2 protein-coding genes and 2 pseudogenes are annotated in these 18979 nt (G+C 76.3%); all 4 read right to left on the bottom strand.

All coding sequences use genetic code 11. The features are described 5' to 3' along the window. Positions 1–185: 185 nt before the first annotated feature. Positions 186–380 (bottom strand): annotated as a pseudogene (locus D9753_RS39740) (polyketide synthase dehydratase domain-containing protein); the annotation flags it as partial. 168 nt (positions 381–548) lie between these two features. Next, positions 549–3543: pseudogene (locus D9753_RS39735) on the bottom strand (type I polyketide synthase); the annotation flags it as partial. 26 nt (positions 3544–3569) lie between these two features. Continuing rightward, positions 3570–3776 (bottom strand): hypothetical protein, encoded by a 207-nt coding sequence (locus D9753_RS38350; RefSeq protein WP_240468539.1) that lies wholly within the window; start codon positions 3774–3776, stop codon positions 3570–3572. Between the two features lie 386 nt (positions 3777–4162). After that, the gene (locus D9753_RS31960; protein WP_240468345.1) at positions 4163–18958 is read right to left on the bottom strand and encodes a type I polyketide synthase; all 14796 of its coding nucleotides are present in this window, start codon (positions 18956–18958) and stop codon (positions 4163–4165) included. Positions 18959–18979 lie beyond the last annotated feature (21 nt).

The following is an 18979-nucleotide window of genomic DNA, read 5'->3' as shown; positions in this document are numbered from 1 at the left end:
GCGCGCCGCGCGAGCGCCTCGGTCCGCAGGGGGCAGGGTGAGCGAGTCGACGGTGGCGACGGGCTCGCCCGGGGGGAGGGGACGAGCGGGGGCGAGGTGAGGGACGGTGCCCTCGCCGGTCGGGCGACCCGGACGCGCAGCGCGGTGGCACCGGTGGCGTACAGCCGTACCCCCGACCAGGCGAACGGCAGCAGGGCCTCGTCGCCCGCGGCGTCGGTGAGGCCGATGGTGTGCAGGGCGGCGTCCGACAGCGCCGGGTGCAGTCCGAACCCGTCGGGTACGGCGTCGGTGGCGACCTCCGCGTACAGTCCGTCCCCGGTGCGCCAGGCGGCGCGCAGGCCCTGGAACAGCGGCCCGTAGCCGAGGCGAGGGCGGCGAGTTCGTCGTACAGGCCGTCGAGCGGGACGGGTTCGGCGCCCCTCGGGGGCCAGAGGGTGAGCGGATCGGCGGTGGCGGGCAGGGTGCCGGTCGGGGCGAGCAGGCCGTCGGCGTGCCGGGTCCACGGCAGCTCCTCGTCGGGGTTCTCCGGGCGGGACCAGATTGACCGGCCGGGTCTCCCCCTCCGGCGGCCCGACGACGACCTGGAGCTGGACGGCGCCGTGGTCGGGCAGCACCAGCGGCGCGCGCAGGGTGAGTTCGGTGAGGTCGCCGCAGCCGACCTGGTCGCCGGCGCGCAGCGCGAGCTCCAGGTGCCCGGTGCCGGGGAAGAGCAGCCGGCCGCCCACCCGGTGGTGCTCCAGCCAGGGCTGGGTGCCCGCGGAGAGCCGGCCGGTGAGCACGGCGCCCTCGCTGTCGGCGCGTACCATCGCGGCGCCGAGCAGGGCGTGGTCGGTGGGGGCGAGGCCGGCGGAGGTGACGTCGGCGCCGCCCGCGGTGCTGTCGAGCCAGTACCGCTCGTGCTGGAAGGCGTAGCCGGGCAGCGGCACGCGGCGTGACCGGTGGCCCTCCGCCACGGCGGTCCAGTCGACATCGGCGCGTGGGTGAACGCCTCGCCGAGCGCCGTCATCAGCCGGTCCCCCGCCCTGGTCGCGGCGCAGGGAGCCGACGGCGGCCACGGCGTCGTCGGTCTCCTGGATGCCGACGGTCAGCACCGGGTGCGGGCTGGACTCGATGAACAGCTCGTGGCCGTCGGCGACGGCGGCGCGTACCGCCTGCTCGAACAGCACGGTTCCGCGCAGGTTGGTGTACCAGTACTCGGCGCCGAGTTCCGCGGTGTCGAGCGGGCCGCCGGTGACCGTGGAGTAGAACGGCACCCGGGTGCCGCGCGGCTCGATGCCGTCGAGGACGTCGGCGAGGCGGGCGCGCAGGGTCTCGACGCGGGCGCTGTGGGAGGCGTAGTCCACGGGCAGGCGCTTGGCGCGGACCTTCTCCGTCCAGCCGGTCGAGGAGTTCGTCGAGGGCGTCGGAGTCACCGGACACCACCGTGGAGGCGGCGCCGTTGACGGCTGCGACCGACAGCCGGCCGTCCCAGGCGGCGAGCCGGGCGCGGATCGCGTCGGCGCCCTCGGCGACGGACATCATGCCGCCGGAGCCGGACAGCAGCTCGGCGATGGCGCGGGAACGCAGGGCGACGACGCGGGCGCCGTCCTCCAGGGACAGCGCGCCGACCGCGCAGGCGGCGGCGATCTCGCCCTGGGAGTGGCCGATGACGGCGGCCGGGGTGACGCCGTACGCGCTCCAGGTGTGCGCCAGGGACACCATCACCGCCCACAGCAGCGGCTGGACGACGTCCACGCGGTCCAGGCCGCCGCGCAGCTCCGTGCGGAAGTCCCAGTCGGTGTACGGCGCGAGGGCGGCGGCGCACTCGGCCATGCGGGCGGCGAACACCGGTGAGGTGTCGAGAGTTCGGTGGCCATGCCGGGCCACTGGGAGCCCTGGCCGGGGAAGACGAACACGGGCCGGGCGCGGCCGGACGCGGTGCCCTGGAGAAGGTTGCGGGCGGTGGTGCCGTCGGCCAGGGCGGCCAGGGCGCCGCGCAGTTCGGCCGGGTCGGTGCCGGTGAGGGAGGCCCGGTGCGCGAAGCGGGCGCGGGTGGTGGCGAGTGACCAGCCGATGTCGGACGGGTCGAGGCCGGGTGGTGTCGAGGTGGCCGAGGAGCGCGGCGGCCTGACCGGCGAGCGCGGCGGGAGTCCTGGCGGTGAGCAGCCACGGGAGGGCGAGGCCCTGGGGTCCGGGGCGTTCCGGTCCGGTGGGGGCGGGCGGGGCCTGTTCGAGGATGACGTGGGCGTTGGTGCCGCTGATGCCGAAGGAGAGACGCCCGCCCGGCGCGGGCGGCCGGCCACCGGCCAGTCCCGCTCCTCGGTCAGCAGCCGAACCTGCCCCCTCCCAGTCGACCTTCGTCGACGGCCGGTCCACGTGCAACGTCCTCGCAGCACCCCGTGCCGCATCGCCAACACCATCTTGATGACACCCGCCACACCCGCAGCGGCCTGCGTGTGCCCGATATTGGACTTCACCGACCCCAGCCACAACGGGACACCCGATCCACGACCCTGACCATAGGTGGCGAGCAGCGCCTGCGCCTCGATCGGATCACCCAGCGTCGTCCCCGTCCCGTGCGCCTCCACCACATCCACGTCCGCGGCCGACAACCGGGCCGACGCCAACGCCTGCCGGATCACCCGCTGCTGCGACGGACCGTTCGGCGCCGTCAGCCCGTTGGACGCGCCGTCCTGGTTCACCGCGGAACCCCGCACCACCGCCAGCACCTCATGACCGTTGCGCCGGGCGTCCGACAGCCGCTCCAGGACCAGGCGCCCAGTCCCTCGGAGAACCCGGTTCCGGCCGCGTCGTCGGCGAAGGAGCGGCAGCGCCCGTCCGGGAGAGCGCGCCCTGCCGGCTGAACTCCACATATGTGCCCGGCGAGGCCATCACCGTCACTCCCCCGGCCAGTGCGAGCGTGCACTCGCCCTGCCGCAGCGCCTGCGCGGCCAGGTGCAGCGTGACGAGTGACGAGGAGCAGGCGGTGTCGACGGAGAGCGTCGGGCCCTCCAGTCCGAGGGTGTAGGCGACCCGGCCGGAGACGATGCTGCCGGAGCCGAAGCTGCCGAAGTAGTCGTGGTACATGACGCCCGCGAACACCCCGGTGCGGCTGCCGCGCAGCGTGGCGGGGTCGATCCCGGCGTTCTCCAGGGCCTCCCAGGAGCCCTCGAGCAGCAGCCGCTGCTGCGGGTCCATGACGAGGGCCTCGTTCGGGGCGATGCCGAAGAAGCCGGCATCGAAGTCGCCCGCGTCGTGCAGGAATCCGCCCCGCCGGGTGGAGGAGCGGCCCGGCACGCCCGGGGTCGGGTCGTACAGGTCCGGGTCCCAGCCGCGGTCGGCGGGGAACGCGGTGATGCCCTCCCCGCCGTCCGCGACCAGGCGCCACAGGTCCTCCGGGGAGTCGACTCCGCCCGGGTAGCGGCAGGCCATGCCCACGACCGCGACCGGTTCCCGGGCCGCCGCGGTCAGCGCGCGGTTGCGTTCCCGCAGCCGCTCGATCTCCTTCAGTGAGGCGCGCAGTGCCTCGACCATCCTGGTGTCCGGGTTCTCGGACTCGGCCATGGTTCTCTTCCTTGTCGCGGGCGTCGTCACAGGGCGTCGTCGTCCCCGACGAGATCGTCGAGCGCCATGCTGATCAGGCTCTCGGCGTCCATCGCGTCGATCGACGCGCTGCCGGGTCCGCCGTCTTCCGCCGGCTGCGGGGCGGGCCGCAGTCCGGCGAGTTCGAGCAGGCCGTCCAGCAGGCCGGCCTCGCGGAGCCGCGCCACCGGGATGGCGGTGAGCGCGGCCCGCACGGTGTCCTCCTCGTCGCGCGGGCCGTCCGCGGTGCGCGGGGCCAGTTCGGTGGCGAGGTGACCGGCGAGTGCGGCCGGTGTGGGGTGGTCGAAGACGAGCGTGGCGGTCAGCCTCAGGCCGGTGGCCCGTGAGCCGGTTGCGGAACTCGACGGCGGTCAGCGAGTCGAAGCCGAGGTCCTTGAAGGGCAGTTCGTTCTCGAACTCCTCGATGCCGAGCACCGCGCGGGCCTCGTCCCGGATCAGCCGCAGCAGCCGTTCGGGGCGGTCCCCGGGGGCGAGCGCGGCCAGTTCGCGGCGCAGTGCGGACGCGGCGGCCGACGCCCCGGGTCCGGTCCGGCGCGGCGCCCGCACCAGGGAGCGCAGCAGCGGGGCGACGCGGGAGGGCTCACGCGGGGCGAGGTCCAGGCGGGCCGGCAGCAGCACCGGTTCCGCGCGGCCCGCCGCCGTGTCGAACAGGGCGAGGCCGGCCTCGGCGTCGAGGGCGAGCACGCCACCGGAGGCGACGCGCCGGACGTCGGTGTCGCCGAGCCGGTCGGCCATGCCGCCGCTGCCCGCCCAGGCGCCCCAGGCGAGCGAGACCGCGGGCAGGCCGAGCGAGCGACGGTGGGCGGCGAGAGCGTCGAGGTAGGCGTTTCCGGCGGCGTAGCCGGCCTGGCCGGGGCTGCCGAGCAGACCGGCCGCGGAGGAGAACAGCACGAACGCCGTCATGGGCCGCTCGCGGGTCAGCTCGTGCAGGTGCCAGGCGGCGTCCAGCTTGGGCCGCAGGACCGTGTCCAGCCGCTCGGGTGTGAGCGAGGTCAGGACGGCGTCGGCGAGGACGCCCGCGGTGTGCACGACGGCGGAGACCGGGTGCTCGTCCAGGACCCGGGCCAGGGCGGCCCGGTCGGCGGCGTCGCAGGCGACGACGGTCACCCGTGCCCCGAGCGCGGTCAGTTCGTCGCGCAGCCCGGCCGCGCCGGGCGCCTCGGGCCCGCCGCGGCTGAGCAGGACCAGCCGCTCGGCGCCGTGCGCGGTGACCAGGTGCCGGGCGACCAGCCGACCGAGGGCACCGGTGCCGCCGGTGACGAGGACGCCGCCGGAGAGGCCGGCCGGGGCGGGCTCGGTCAGGCGGGGGGCGCGCACCAGGCGGGGGACGCGCGCCGCGCCGTCGCGCAGCGCGAGCTGGGGTTCGCCGGAGGCGACGGCGGAGGGCAGCAGGCGGCGGGAGGCTTCCGTGCCGTCCAGGTCCGCGAGGACCAGCCGGTCGGGGTGCTCGGACTGGGCGGAGCGGATCAGGCCCCACGCGGCGCCGGCGGCGGGGTCGGTGACGTCCCCGGGGCCCGTCGCCCCGCGCGTCGCCACCACCAGGACGGAGTCGGCGAACCGGGCGTCGGCCAGCCACTCCTGGACCAGGGTGAGCAGCCCCCGGACGCCGGCCCGGGCCGTGTCCGCGCCGGCGCCGCCGGTGTACGCGACGACCAGGGTGTCGGGGGCCCGGACGGCGGCCTCCGTCAGGTCGGCGGCGACGCTGACCTCGGCGACCTCGCCGGCCAGGGCGGCGGCCAGCTCCGTGCGGCCGGGGGCCGAGCACGGTCCACCGCCCCGCCTGCGGGGCCGCGGGCACGGGGACGGGCACCCAGTCCACGGCGAACAGGTCGTCGTGTCCGCCCGCGACGGCCGCCGCGATCCGCTGCGGGTCCACCTCCCGCAGCGACAGCGACGCCACCCGCGCCACCGGCCGGCCGGTGGCATCGGCGGCCTCGATGCGCACCGCGCCGGCGCCGGCCGGGGCGATCCGCACCCGCAGCGCGGTCGCGCCGCTCGTGGCCAGCTCCACGCCGTTCCAGGCGAACGGCAGCGTCATGCGCTCCCCGGCTCCCGCGCGCAGCCCGATGGTGTGCAGGGCGGCGTCGAACAGCGCCGGGTGCAGACCGAACGCGGCGGGGACGGCGGGGACGTCGACCTCGGCGTACGCCTCGTCGCCGTGCCGCCAGGCCGCGCGCAGGCCCTGGAAGCGGGGCCCGTACTCGGCGCCCAGCTCAGCCAGCCGCTCGTAGACGCCGTCCAGGTCGACCGGTTCGGCGCCGGGCGGCGGCCAGGCGGTGAGGTCGTGGGCGGGCCGGTCCCCGGCGGGCCGCAGCACGCCGGTGGCGTGGGTGGTCCAGGGGTCGCCGTCGGCCCGGGCTGCGTACACGCGGAAGGCGCGCGCTCCGGACGCGTCGGGTTCGCCGACCGTGCACTGGAGGCGGACGGCGCCGTCCTCGGGCAGGATCAGCGGTTCGGTGACGGTCAGGTCGTCCACCGTGCCGCAGTCGACGCGGGCCCCGGCGGCGAGGGCCATCTCCACGAAGGCGGTGCCCGGCAGCAGCGGCACCCCGCCCACCCGGTGGTCGGCCAGCCACGGGTGGTCGGCGAGGGAGAGGTGCCCGGTGTACAGGGTGCCGTCGGCGCCGGCGAGTTCGACGGCGGTGCCGAGCAGTGGATGGCCGGCGGCCGGGCGCGGCAGGCCGAGGTCGCCGGTCATCCAGTAGCGGGTGCGCCGGAAGGCGTAGGTGGGCAGGTCGAAACCGTCACGGTGGGACAGCAGGGCCGTCCAGTCGACGGCGGCGCCGTGCGCGTGCAGGGCGGCGAGCCCGGTGCAGGGCGTCTCCTCGCGGTCCTTGCGCAGCAGCGGTACGACGGCCGTCCCGTCCGGCAGGCACTCGCCGGCCGCGGCGGTCAGCGCGCTGCCCGGGCCGACCTCGGCGAAGTGCCGTGCGCCCGCGTCGTGCAGGGCGGTGACGGCGTCGGCGAAGCGGACGGCCTCGCGGGCGTGCCGCACCCAGTACTCGGGGGTGGACAGCTCGTCGGGGGCGGCCGGGGCGCCGGTGAGGGCGGACACCAGCGGGATGCGCGCCGTGCCGTACGACAGGGCGGCGGCGACCTCGCGGAACTCCTCCAGCATCGGCTCCATCAGGGCCGAGTGGAAGGCGTGGCTGACGGCCAGCTCCTTGGTGCGCTCGAAGCGGGCGGCCAGCGCGCGGGCCGGTCCGGCCGGACCCGAGACGACGAGGGACGCGGGCCCGTTGACGGCGGCGATGCCCACGCCGTCGCCCAGCAGCGGCCCCACCTCGTCCTCGGTGGCGCGTACGGCGATCATCGCCCCGCCCTCGGGCAGGGCCTGCATCAGGCGGCCCCGCGCGGCGACGAGCGCGCAGGCGTCCCGGAGACCGAGCACGCCCGCGACATGGGCGGCGGCGAACTCGCCGACCGAGTGCCCGGCGAGCAGGTCGGGCCGGACGGCGAAGGACTCCAGCAGCCGGTACAGGGCCACTTGGACGGCGAACAGCGCGGGCTGGGTGTACTCGGTGCGCTCCAGCAGCTCGGCGGAGTGAAGGACGTCGGCGAGCGGCCGGTCCAGCAGCGGGTCCAGGTGGGCGCGGACCTCGTCGAAGGCGGCGGCGAAGGCGGGGAAGGCCGCCGCGAGGCGGGTGCCCATACCGGGCAACTGCGAGCCCTGGCCGGAGAAGAGGAAGGCGAGCCGGCCGTCCGTGGCGGTGCCGAGGACACCGGCCCCGGGGGTGCGGCCCTCCGCCACGGCCCGGACGCCGGCGGTCAGTTCGTCCCGGGTGCGGCCGAGTACGGCGGCCCGGTGGCCGAGCCGGGTGCGGGCGTGGGCGAGCGCGCCGGCGAGCCGGTGCGGGTCGGTGTCCGGGGCGGTGGACAGGTGGTCCAGCAGCCGGGCGGCCTGGGCGCGCAGGGCGTCGGGGGTGTGACCGGAGAGCAGCCACGGCACGGTGCCGGCCGGCGGGGCGGCAGGCTGTGCGGCGGGCTCCTCGGCGGGCGCGGCCTCGATGATGACGTGGGCGTTGGTGCCGGAGATCCCGAAGGAGGAGATGCCCGCGCGGCGCGGGCGGCCGGGGTCGGGCCAGGGGCGGTTCTCGGTGAGCAGCCGGACGCCCGCGCCGTCCCACTCCACGTGCCGGGAGGGCCGGTCGACGCCGAGGCTGGCGGGCAGGGTCTCGTTGCGCATCGCCTCGACCATCTTGATGACACCGGCGACACCGGCGGCGGCCTGGGTGTGGCCCAGATTGGACTTGACCGAGCCGAGCCACAGCGGGCGGTCCCCGGTGTGCTCGGCGCCGTAGGTGGCGATCAGCGCCTGGGCCTCGATGGGGTCGCCGAGGGTGGTGCCGGTGCCGTGCGCCTCGACCACGTCGACCTCGGCCGCCGCGACGCCGGCCGCCTCCAGGGCGCGCCGGATGACGCGCTGCTGGGCGGGCCCGTTGGGGGCGCTGATGCCGTTGGAGGCGCCGTCCTGGTTGACGGCGGTGCCGCGCAGCACGGCGAGGATCCGGCGGCCGTTGCGGCGGGCTTCGGACAGCCGCTCCAGCAGCAGCACGCCGGCGCCCTCGCCGAAGCCGGTGCCGTCGGCGGCGTCCGCGAAGGGCTTGCAGCGGCCGTCCCGGGACAGGCCCCGGTGCCGGCTGAACTCCACGAAGGTGCCGGGGGTGGCCATGACGGTCACTCCCCCGGCCAGGGCCAGCGAGCAGTCGCCCTGCCGCAGCGCCTGGGCGGCCAGGTGCAGCGCGACCAGCGAGGAGGAGCAGGCGGTGTCGACGGAGAGGGTGGGGCCCTCCAGCCCGAGGGTGTAGGCGACGCGGCCGGAGACCACGCTGCCGGAGCCGAAGCTGCCGAAGTAGTCGTGGTACATGAGGCCCGCGAACACGCCGGTGTCGGAGCCGCGCAGGGTCGCGGGGTCGATGGAGGCGCGCTCCAGCGCCTCCCAGGAGGTTTCCAGCAGCAGCCGCTGCTGGGGGTCGGTGACCAGGGCCTCCTCGTCGTCCATGGCGAAGAACGCCGGGTCGAAGGCGGCGGCGTCGTACAGGAAGGCGCCGTGCCGGGTGTAGCTGGTGCCGGGCCGGTCCAGAGTGGGGTCGTACAGGTTCTCGACGTCCCAGCCGCGGTCGGTGGGGAACCCGCCGACGGCGTCCCGGCCTTCGGCCACCAGCCGCCACAGGTCCTCCGGCGAGGCGATGCCGCCGGGGAACCGGCAGGCCATGCCGATGACGGCGATCGGCTCGTCGTCGGCCGCGCCCCGGGGGGCGGAGGGGGCGGGCGCCTCGGCGAGGGTGCCGGTGAGTTCGCCGAGCAGGTGGCGGGCGAGTTCCGCCGGTGTGGGGTGGTCGAACACCAGGGTGGCGGGCAGCTTCAGGCCGGTCGCCGCGGTGAGCCTGTTGCGCAGTTCCACGGCCGCCAGGGAGTCGAAGCCGAGGTCCCGGAAGGCCAGGGTACGGCCGACGTCCTGGGCGGAGCGGTAGCCGAGGATGGCCGCGACATGGCTCTGCACGAGTTCGGTCAGGAACGGCTCGCGCTCGGCCGCCAGCAGCCCGGCGAGCCGGCCCCGCAGGGCGTCGGCACCGCCTCCCTGCGCGCCCGGCCCGCCGGCCGCGCCGGCCCGGCGTACGGGTACGAGTCCGTGGAACAGCGGGGCCAGGCCGTCGCCCTGGGCGCGCAGGGAGGCCAGGTCCAGCTTCACCGGCAGGACGGCGGGGTCGGCGCCGCGCAGGGCGGCGTCGAACAGGGCGACGCCCTCCTCGGTCTCCAGCGGGGCGACGCCACCGCGGGCGATGCGGGTGAGGTCCGTCTCGCCGAGGGTGCCGGTCATGCCGCCGGCCTGCGCCCACAGGCCCCAGGCCAGGGAGTGCGCGGGCAGCCCGAGGGCCCGGCGGTGTACGGCGAGCGCGTCGAGGTAGGCGTTGGCGGCGGCGTAGTTGGCCTGGCCCGGCGAGCCGAGCGTGGCGGCGGACGAGGAGAACAGCACGAACGCCGACAGGTTCAGGTCCGCGGTGAGTTCGTGCAGGTTCCAGGCGGCGTCGACCTTCGGCCGGAACACCGTGTCGATCCGCTCCGGGGTGAGGGAGGAGAGCACGCCGTCGGCGAGGACGCCGGCCGCGTGGATCACGGCCGTCAGCGGCCGGTCGGCCGGTACGGCGTCCAGCACGGCGGCGAGCGCCGCGCGGTCGGCGGCGTCACAGGCGACGCTCGTCACCTCGGCGCCCAGCTCGCTGAGTTCGGCGACGAGATCGTCGGTGGCACCGCCGCGGCTGAGCAGGAGCAGATGCCGGACGTTCCGCTCGGCGACCAGGTGCCGGGCCAGGATCCGGCCGAGGGCGCCGGTGGCACCGGTGAGCAGGACCGTCCCGGCGCCCAGGCCGGTAGCGGTGGCGTCGTCCGGCTCGTCCGGGGTGGAGCGGACCAGCCGGGGCATCAGCCAGGTGCCGGACCGGAACGCCAGGTGCGGCTCACCGGTGGTCACCGCCTCGGCCAACTGCTCGATGGTCGGCGCCTGTTCGGTTTCGACCAGCACGATGCGGCCCGGGTTCTCCGACTGGGCCGAGCGCACCAGGCCGCCGGCGGCGGCCCCTGCCGGGTCGGCGCCGGTGACCACCACGAGGGTGCGGTCCTCGTCCGCGAGCCGGGTGCGCAGCTCGGCCAGGACCGTGTCGACGGCCGCCCGGGTCTCGGCGGCGCCCACTCCGGCCGGAGCCCGCACCACGTCCGGTGCGGAAACGGTCCCGGTCGCCGTCGAGGACGGGGCCGGGACCCAGCCGACCCGGTACAGCGCGCCCGCGCGGGCCGACCGCGCCGCCGCGGCGAGCGCCTCGGTCCGCAGGGGGCGCAGGGTGAGCGAGTCGACGGTGGCGACGGGCGCGCCCGTGGGATCGGCGAGGGTGAGGGAGACGGTGCCCTCGCCGGTCGGGCGGACCCGGACGCGCAGCGCGGTGGCACCGGTGGCGTACAGCCGTACCCCCGACCAGGCGAACGGCAGCAGGGCCTCGTCGCCCGCGGCGTCGGTGAGGCCGATGGTGTGCAGGGCGGCGTCCGACAGCGCCGGGTGCAGTCCGAACCCGTCGGGTACGGCGTCGGTGGCGACCTCCGCGTACAGTCCGTCCCCGGTGCGCCAGGCGGCGCGCAGGCCCTGGAACAGCGGCCCGTAGCCGAGGCCGAGGGCGGCGAGTTCGTCGTACAGGCCGTCGAGCGGGACGGGTTCGGCGCCCCTCGGGGGCCAGAGGGTGAGCGGATCGGCGGTGGCGGGCAGGGTGCCGGTCGGGGCGAGCAGGCCGTCGGCGTGCCGGGTCCACGGCAGCTCCTCGTCGGGGTTCTCCGGGCGGGACCAGATGGTGACCGGCCGGGTCTCCCCCTCCGGCGGCCCGACGACGACCTGGAGCTGGACGGCGCCGTGGTCGGGCAGCACCAGCGGCGCGCGCAGGGTGAGTTCGGTGAGGTCGCCGCAGCCGACCTGGTCGCCGGCGCGCAGCGCGAGCTCCAGGTGCCCGGTGCCGGGGAAGAGCAGCCGGCCGCCCACCCGGTGGTGCTCCAGCCAGGGCTGGGTGCCCGCGGAGAGCCGGCCGGTGAGCACGGCGCCCTCGCTGTCGGCGCGTACCATCGCGGCGCCGAGCAGGGCGTGGTCGGTGGGGGCGAGGCCGGCGGAGGTGACGTCGGCGCCGCCCGCGGTGCTGTCGAGCCAGTACCGCTCGTGCTGGAAGGCGTAGCCGGGCAGCGGCACGCGGCGTGACCGGTGGCCCTCCGCCACGGCGGTCCAGTCGACATCGGCGCCGTGGGTGAACGCCTCGCCGAGCGCCGTCATCAGCCGGTCCCGGCCGCCCTGGTCGCGGCGCAGGGAGCCGACGGCGGCCACGGCGTCGTCGGTCTCCTGGATGCCGACGGTCAGCACCGGGTGCGGGCTGGACTCGATGAACAGCTCGTGGCCGTCGGCGACGGCGGCGCGTACCGCCTGCTCGAACAGCACGGTTCCGCGCAGGTTGGTGTACCAGTACTCGGCGCCGAGTTCCGCGGTGTCGAGCGGGCCGCCGGTGACCGTGGAGTAGAACGGCACCCGGGTGCCGCGCGGCTCGATGCCGTCGAGGACGTCGGCGAGGCGGGCGCGCAGGGTCTCGACGCGGGCGCTGTGGGAGGCGTAGTCCACGGGCAGGCGCTTGGCGCGGACCTTCTCCGTCCGCAGCCGGTCGAGGAGTTCGTCGAGGGCGTCGGAGTCACCGGACACCACCGTGGAGGCGGCGCCGTTGACGGCTGCGACCGACAGCCGGCCGTCCCAGGCGGCGAGCCGGGCGCGGATCGCGTCGGCGCCCTCGGCGACGGACATCATGCCGCCGGAGCCGGACAGCAGCTCGGCGATGGCGCGGGAACGCAGGGCGACGACGCGGGCGCCGTCCTCCAGGGACAGCGCGCCGACCGCGCAGGCGGCGGCGATCTCGCCCTGGGAGTGGCCGATGACGGCGGCCGGGGTGACGCCGTACGCGCTCCAGGTGTGCGCCAGGGACACCATCACCGCCCACAGCAGCGGCTGGACGACGTCCACGCGGTCCAGGCCGCCGCGCAGCTCCGTGCGGAAGTCCCAGTCGGTGTACGGCGCGAGGGCGGCGGCGCACTCGGCCATGCGGGCGGCGAACACCGGTGAGGTGTCGAGGAGTTCGGTGGCCATGCCGGGCCACTGGGAGCCCTGGCCGGGGAAGACGAACACGGGCCGGGCGCGGCCGGACGCGGTGCCCTGGAGAAGGTTGCGGGCGGTGGTGCCGTCGGCCAGGGCGGCCAGGGCGCCGCGCAGTTCGGCCGGGTCGGTGCCGGTGAGGGAGGCCCGGTGCGCGAAGCGGGCGCGGGTGGTGGCGAGTGACCAGCCGATGTCGGACGGGTCGAGGCCGGGGTGGGTGTCGAGGTGGCCGAGGAGCGCGGCGGCCTGACCGGCGAGCGCGGCGGGAGTCCTGGCGGTGAGCAGCCACGGGAGGGCGAGGCCCTGGGGTCCGGGGCGTTCCGGTCCGGTGGGGGCGGGCGGGGCCTGTTCGAGGATGACGTGGGCGTTGGTGCCGCTGATGCCGAAGGAGGAGACGCCCGCCCGGCGCGGGCGGCCGGCCACCGGCCAGTCCCGCTCCTCGGTCAGCAGCCGAACCTGCCCCGCCTCCCAGTCGACCTTCGTCGACGGCCGGTCCACGTGCAACGTCCTCGGCAGCACCCCGTGCCGCATCGCCAACACCATCTTGATGACACCCGCCACACCCGCAGCGGCCTGCGTGTGCCCGATATTGGACTTCACCGACCCCAGCCACAACGGGACACCCGATCCACGACCCTGACCATAGGTGGCGAGCAGCGCCTGCGCCTCGATCGGATCACCCAGCGTCGTCCCCGTCCCGTGCGCCTCCACCACATCCACGTCCGCGGGGCTGAGGCGGGCGTTCTCCAGTGCTTCGCGGATGACGCGTTCCTGCGAGGGGCCGTTGGGGGCGGTGAGGCCGTTGGAGGCGCCGTCCTGGTTGACGGCGGTGCCGCGGACGACGGCGAGGACCTCATGGCCGTTGCGGCGGGCGTCGGAGAGCCGTTCCACGACCAGGACGCCGACACCCTCGCCCCACACCGTGCCGCCCGCCGCGTCGGCGAAGGCGCGGGTGCGGGCGTCGGGGGCGAGCGCGCCCTGCCGGCTGAACTCGATGAACGTCTCCGGGGTGGCCATGACGGCGACACCGCCGACCAGGGCCAGGCTGGACTCGCCCTGCCGCAGCGACTGGGCGGCCAGGTGCAGCGCCACCAGGGACGAGGAGCAGGCGGTGTCGACGGAGAGCGAGGGGCCCTCCAGGCCCAGGGTGTAGGCGACGCGGCCGGAGATGATGCTGCCGGAGCCGAAGCTGCCGAAGTAGTCGTGGTACTGCACGCCGGCGAACACGCCGGTGCGGCTGCCCTTGAGGGTGTGCGGGTCGATGCCGGCGCTCTCCAGCGCCTCCCAGGACGCCTCCAGCAGCAGCCGCTGCTGCGGGTCCATGACGAGGGCTTCCTTGGGGCTGATGCCGAAGAAGCCGGCGTCGAACTCGCCCGCGTCGTGCAGGAATCCGCCCTCGCCGACGTAGGAGGTGTCGGGCCGCTGCCGGGTGGGGTCGACGATGCGGTCCACGTCCCAGCCGCGGTCGGCGGGGAACGCGGTGATGGCGTCGGTGCCGTCGGCGACCAGCCGCCACAGGTCGTCCGGGGTGCGGACGTCACCCGGGTAGCGGCAGGCCAGGCCGACGATCGCCAGCGGCTCGTCCGCGCGGGCCCGGCCGGTGCGCCGGCCGCCGCGGCCCCCGGCCCGGGCACCGGCGACCAGGGTGCCGAGGTGGGCGGCGAGCGCTTCGGGTGACGGGTGGTCGAAGACGAGGGTGGCGCTCAGCCTCCGGTCCAGCTCGGCGGAGAGCGAGTTGCGCAGCTCGATGGCGGCGAGCGAGTCGAAGCCGAGGTCCTTGAAGGCCCGGTCGGTCTCCACGCTGTCCGGGTCAGCGTGCCCGAGGACGACGGCGACATGGGCGCGGACCGTGTGCAGCAGCGCCTCGGCGCGCTCCTCCTCGCCCAGGACGGCCATGCGCTCGGCGAAGCCGGCGCCGGCGCCCTCGGCGGCGGCCTCCCGGCGCACCGGGCGGCCGGCCAGCGCGCGCAGGACCGGTGCGAGGCCGGTGCCCTGCGCGCGCAGCGCGGGCAGGTCCAGCCGCACCGGCGCCAGGGCGGGACGGCCGGCGCGCAGCGAACGGTCGAACAGGGCGGTGCCCTCCTCGGCCGACAGGGCGGTCATGCCGCCGCGGGCCATCCGGGCGCGGTCGGCCTCGTCGAGCGAGCTGGTCATGCCGCCCGTCGGCGCCCACGGGCCCCAGGCCAGCGACAGGGCGGGGGCGCCCTGGGCGTGGCGGTGCGCGGCCAGGGCGTCCAGGAGGGCGTTGGCGGCGGCGTAGTTGCCCTGGCCGGGGGCGCCGACGGTGCCGGCGACGGAGGAGAACAGCACGAACGCCGACAGGCCATCGGTCAGTTCGTGGAGGTGGAGGGCGCCGAGGGCCTTCGGCGCGAGGACCGTGTCGATCCGTTCGGGGGTGAGCGAGGAGACCACGCCGTCGTCCAGGACGCCGGCGGCGTGCACGACCGCGGTGAGCGGGTGGCCGGCCGGGATGCCGGCCAGGACGGCGGCGAGGCTCTCCCGGTCGGCGGCGTCGCAGGCGTGGGCGGTCGCGGTGGCGCCGAGGCCGGCGAGCTCGGCGATCAGGTCGTCGGCGGTGCCGGAGCGGCTGAGGAGCGCGAGGTGGCGGACGCCGTACGCGGTGACCAGATGGCGGGCCAGGACCCGGCCGAGGCTGCCGGTGGCGCCGGTCAGCAGGACGGTCCCCTCGGGATCGAGCGTCACGTCCGCGGGGTCGGCGGGGAGTTCGGCGCGCACCAGCCGGGCGGCGCGGGCGGTGCCCGCGCGCACCGCGACCTGGGGCTCGCCGCAGGCGAGGACGCCGGGCACTACGGCGCCTGCGTCCGTACCCGGTTCGAGGTCGAGCAGCACGAACCGGTCCGGGTTCTCCGACTGCGCGGACCGCACCAGACCCCAGACGGCGGCGCCGGCCAGGTCGGGCACGTCCTCGCCGGCGACGCTCACCGCCCCGTGGGTGACGACGGCCAGCGGGCGGGGGTCGTCGTCCTGGAGGGCGGCGAGCGCGGTGCGCAGCGCCGCGCGTACGGCGTCGGGGGTGGTCCCGGGCGTACTGTGCAGCACCCGGTGGCCGGGGTCGGGGGCGTCGGTCCCCAGGGGCAGCGGCTGCCACTGGAGGGTGAACAGGGCGTCGGCGGTGGTGTCGCGGGCGGCGCGCAGGTGGGTGAGCGGGCGGGCGGCGAGCGAGGTGACCGTGGCGACGGGGGCGCCGTCGGCGTCGGCCAGGTCGATGGCGAAGGCCTGGTCGCCGGTGGGCACCAGCCGGGCCCGCAGCACGGAGGCGCCGACGGCGTGCAGGGTGACGCCCGCGAACAGGAACGGCAGCCGCGCGGTGTCGTCGGCGGAGCCGTCGCCGAGCAGGGCGAGGGAGTGCAGGGCGGCGTCGAACGCGGCCGGGTGCAGGCCGAAGCGGGGCGCGTCGGCGGCGGGCCGCTCCGGCAGCCGTACCTCGGCGAACAGTTCCTCACCGCGCCGCCAGGCGGCCGTCAGGGCCTGGAAGACGGGCCCGTAGGCGAGGCCGGCGGCGGCGTGCCGCTCGTACAGGCCGCCGGTGTCGAGGGGTTCGGCGTCCTCGGGGGGCCAGACGTCCAGGCGGGTGCCCGGTGTGCCGGTGCCGGCGCTGAGGAGGCCGGACGCGTGCGGGGTCCACGGCTCGTCGGCGGGCAGGCTCTCGGCGCGGGCGTACACGTGCACCGTACGGGCGCCGGACGCGTCGGGCGCCCCGACGGCGACCTGGACCCGCACGCCGTCGTCCGGGGGCAGCACCAGCGGCGTCTGGAGGGCCAGTTCCTCCAGGTGCCCGCAGCCGACCTGGTCACCGGCGCGGACGGCGAGCTCCACCATGGCGGTGCCGGGGACGACGACCTGGCCGCCGACGACGTGGTCGGCGAGCCAGGGGTGGGTGCGCACCGACAGCCGGCCGGTGAGGACGGCGCCATCGGTGTCGGCGAGCACGGTGGCCGCGCCGAGCAGCGGGTGGTCGGCGGAGTCCAGTCCGGCGGAGCCGACGTCGCCCACGGTCGCGGCCGTCTCGGGCCAGAACCGTTCGCGCTGGAAGGCGGTGGTGGGCAGGTCGACGGTGCGGGCACCGGTGAACAACGCGGTCCAGTCCACGGCGGCACCGCCTGCGTACAACTGGGCGAGGGCGGTGAGCAGGGTCTCGGTCTCGTCGCGTTCACGGCGGGTGGCGGCGGCCAGCACGGCGTCGGTGTCCGTGCCGTCGGCGGTCAGGCACTCGCGGGCCATGGCGGTCAGCACCGCGTCCGGGCCGAGTTCGAGGTAGCGGGTGACGCCCTCGGCGGCCAGGGTGCGTATCCCGTCGTGGAAGCGGACCGCCTCGTGCACGTGCCGCACCCAGTAGCCGGGGGTGGCGATCTCCTGGCCGGCGAGGGCGCCGGTGACGTTGGAGACCACCGGGACGGTGGCCCGGTGGAAGGTCAGGGACTGGACGACCGACCGGAACTCGGCCAGCATCGGTTCCATCAGCGGTGAGTGGAAGGCGTGCGAGACCGCCAGCCGCCGGCTCTTGGCGAACCGGGCGGCCACCGCCTCGGCCTCTGCGGCGTCGCCGGAGATCACCACGGAGCCGGGGCCGTTGACGGCGGCGATGCCGACCCGCTGGGTGAGCAGCGGGCGGACCTCTTCCTCGGTGGCGCGTACGGCGATCATGGCGCCGCCCGCGGGCAGCGCCTGCATGAGCCGGCCGCGCGCGGCCACCAGCGTGGTCGCGTCCTCCAGGTCCAGCACGCCCGCCACATGCGCGGCGGCGATCTCGCCGATGGAGTGCCCGGCCAGGTAGTCGGGCGTGAGCCCCCAGGACTCCACCAGCCGGTACAGCGCGACCTCGAAGGCGAACAGGGCGGTCTGGGTGCGGGCGGTGCGGTCGAGCGGCTCGGGGTCGTCGCCCAGGACGAGGTCGCGCAGCCCGGGGTCACCGGTCAGCGCGCAGATCTCGTCGAAGGCGCGGGCGAAGACCGGGAAGCGGGTGTGCAGTTCCCGGCCCATGCCGGCGCGCTGCGAGCCCTGCCCGGTGAACAGGAAGGCGGTCTGCCCCTTGCGGACCCGGCCCGAGGCCGCGCCCCGGCCGCCCTCGGCGACACCGGCCAGGGCCGTGCGGAGCGCGTCGCGGCCGGCGCCGAGGACCACGGCCCGGTACGGGTGGGCGGTGCGGGTGGCGGCCAGGGAGTGCGCCACGTCGACCGGGTCCAGCTCGCCGACGGCGGCGACCAGCCGGGCGGCCTGCTCCCGCAGGGCGCGCTCGGTCCGGCCGGAGACCACCCAGGGCACCAGCGGAGGCGCCGTACGCGGCTCTGATTCCGCCGGTTCCTCGGCGGGGGCCTCCTCCAGGATGGTGTGCGCGTTGGTGCCGCTGGCGCCGAAGGAGGAGACGGCGGCCCGGCGCGGACGGCCGGGGTCGGTCCAGGGCCGGTTCCCGGTCAGCAGCCGGACGTCGCCCTGCCCCCAGTCGACCTTGCCGGACGGCTCGTCGGCGTGCAGCGTGCGCGGCAGGACGCGGTGCCGCATCGCCATGACCGCCTTGATGATGCCGGCGACGCCGGCCGCGGCCTGGGTGTGCCCGATGTTGGACTTCACCGACCCGAGCCACAGCGGGGCGTCCGCGGGCCGGTCCTGGCCGTAGGTGGCGAGCAACGCCTGGGCCTCGATCGGGTCGCCGAGCGTGGTGCCGGTGCCGTGCGCCTCCAGCAGGTCCACGTCGGCGGGCCCGAGTCGCGCGGAGGCCAGCGCGGCTCGGATGACGCGCCGCTGGGACGGCCCGTTGGGGGCGGTGAGGCCGTTGGAGGCACCGTCCTGGTTGACGGCGGAGCCGCGGACGACGGCCAGCACCTCGTGGCCGTTGCGGCGGGCGTCGCTGAGCCGTTCCAGCACCAGCATGCCGGCGCCCTCGCTCCAGCCGGTGCCGTCCGCGGCGTCCGCGAAGGACTTGCAGCGGCCGTCCGGGGCGAGGCCGCGCTGCCGGCTGAAGGCGATGAAGTTGCCCGGCGTGGACATCACGGTCGCGCCGCCCGCCAGCGCGAGACCGCACTCCTTGTTGCGCAGCGCCTGTACGGCCAGGTGCACCGCGACGAGCGCCGAGGAGCAGGCGGTGTCGATGGTGACGGCCGGGCCCTCCAGCCCGAGGGTGTAGGAGATGCGGCCGGAGATCACGGCGGCCAGCACGCCGGTGCCGAGCGCGGCCTCGCTGTCCTCGGGTGTTCTGGCCAGCAGGTCCTTGTAGTCCTGGCCGTTGGTGCCGGCGAACACCCCGATCCGGGCGCCGTGCACCGAGTCGGGGGCGATCCGGGCCCGTTCCAGAGCCTCCCACGACACCTCCAGCAGCAGCCGCTGCTGGGGGTCCATCGCGACCGCCTCGCGGGGGCTGATGCCGAAGAAGTCCGGGTCGAACCCGGCCGCGTCGGTGAGGAAGCCACCGCGGGTGACGTAGCTCTTGCCGGTGGCGTCCGGGTCGGGGTCGTAGAGCGCGTCGATGTCCCAGCCCCGGTCGTCGGGGAAGTCACCGATGGCGTCGGTGCCGTCGTGGACGAGCCGCCAGAACTGCTCCGGAGTGGTCACGCCGCCGGGGAAGCGGCAGCTCATCCCGACGATGGCGATGGGTTCCCGGTCCTGGGTCTCCACCTCGCGCAGCCGCTGGCGGGTCTGGGCCAGGTCGGCGGAGACCCGCTTGAGGTAGGAGAGCAGCTTTTCGTCGTTGGTCATCGGGTGTCGCCACTCCTGTGC

It is taken from the genome of Streptomyces dangxiongensis (assembly GCF_003675325.1).
GTDB classification, from domain to species: domain Bacteria; phylum Actinomycetota; class Actinomycetes; order Streptomycetales; family Streptomycetaceae; genus Streptomyces; species Streptomyces dangxiongensis.
The sequence above is the reverse complement of the archived record's forward strand: the minus strand, read 5'-3'. Positions and strand labels throughout refer to the sequence as shown.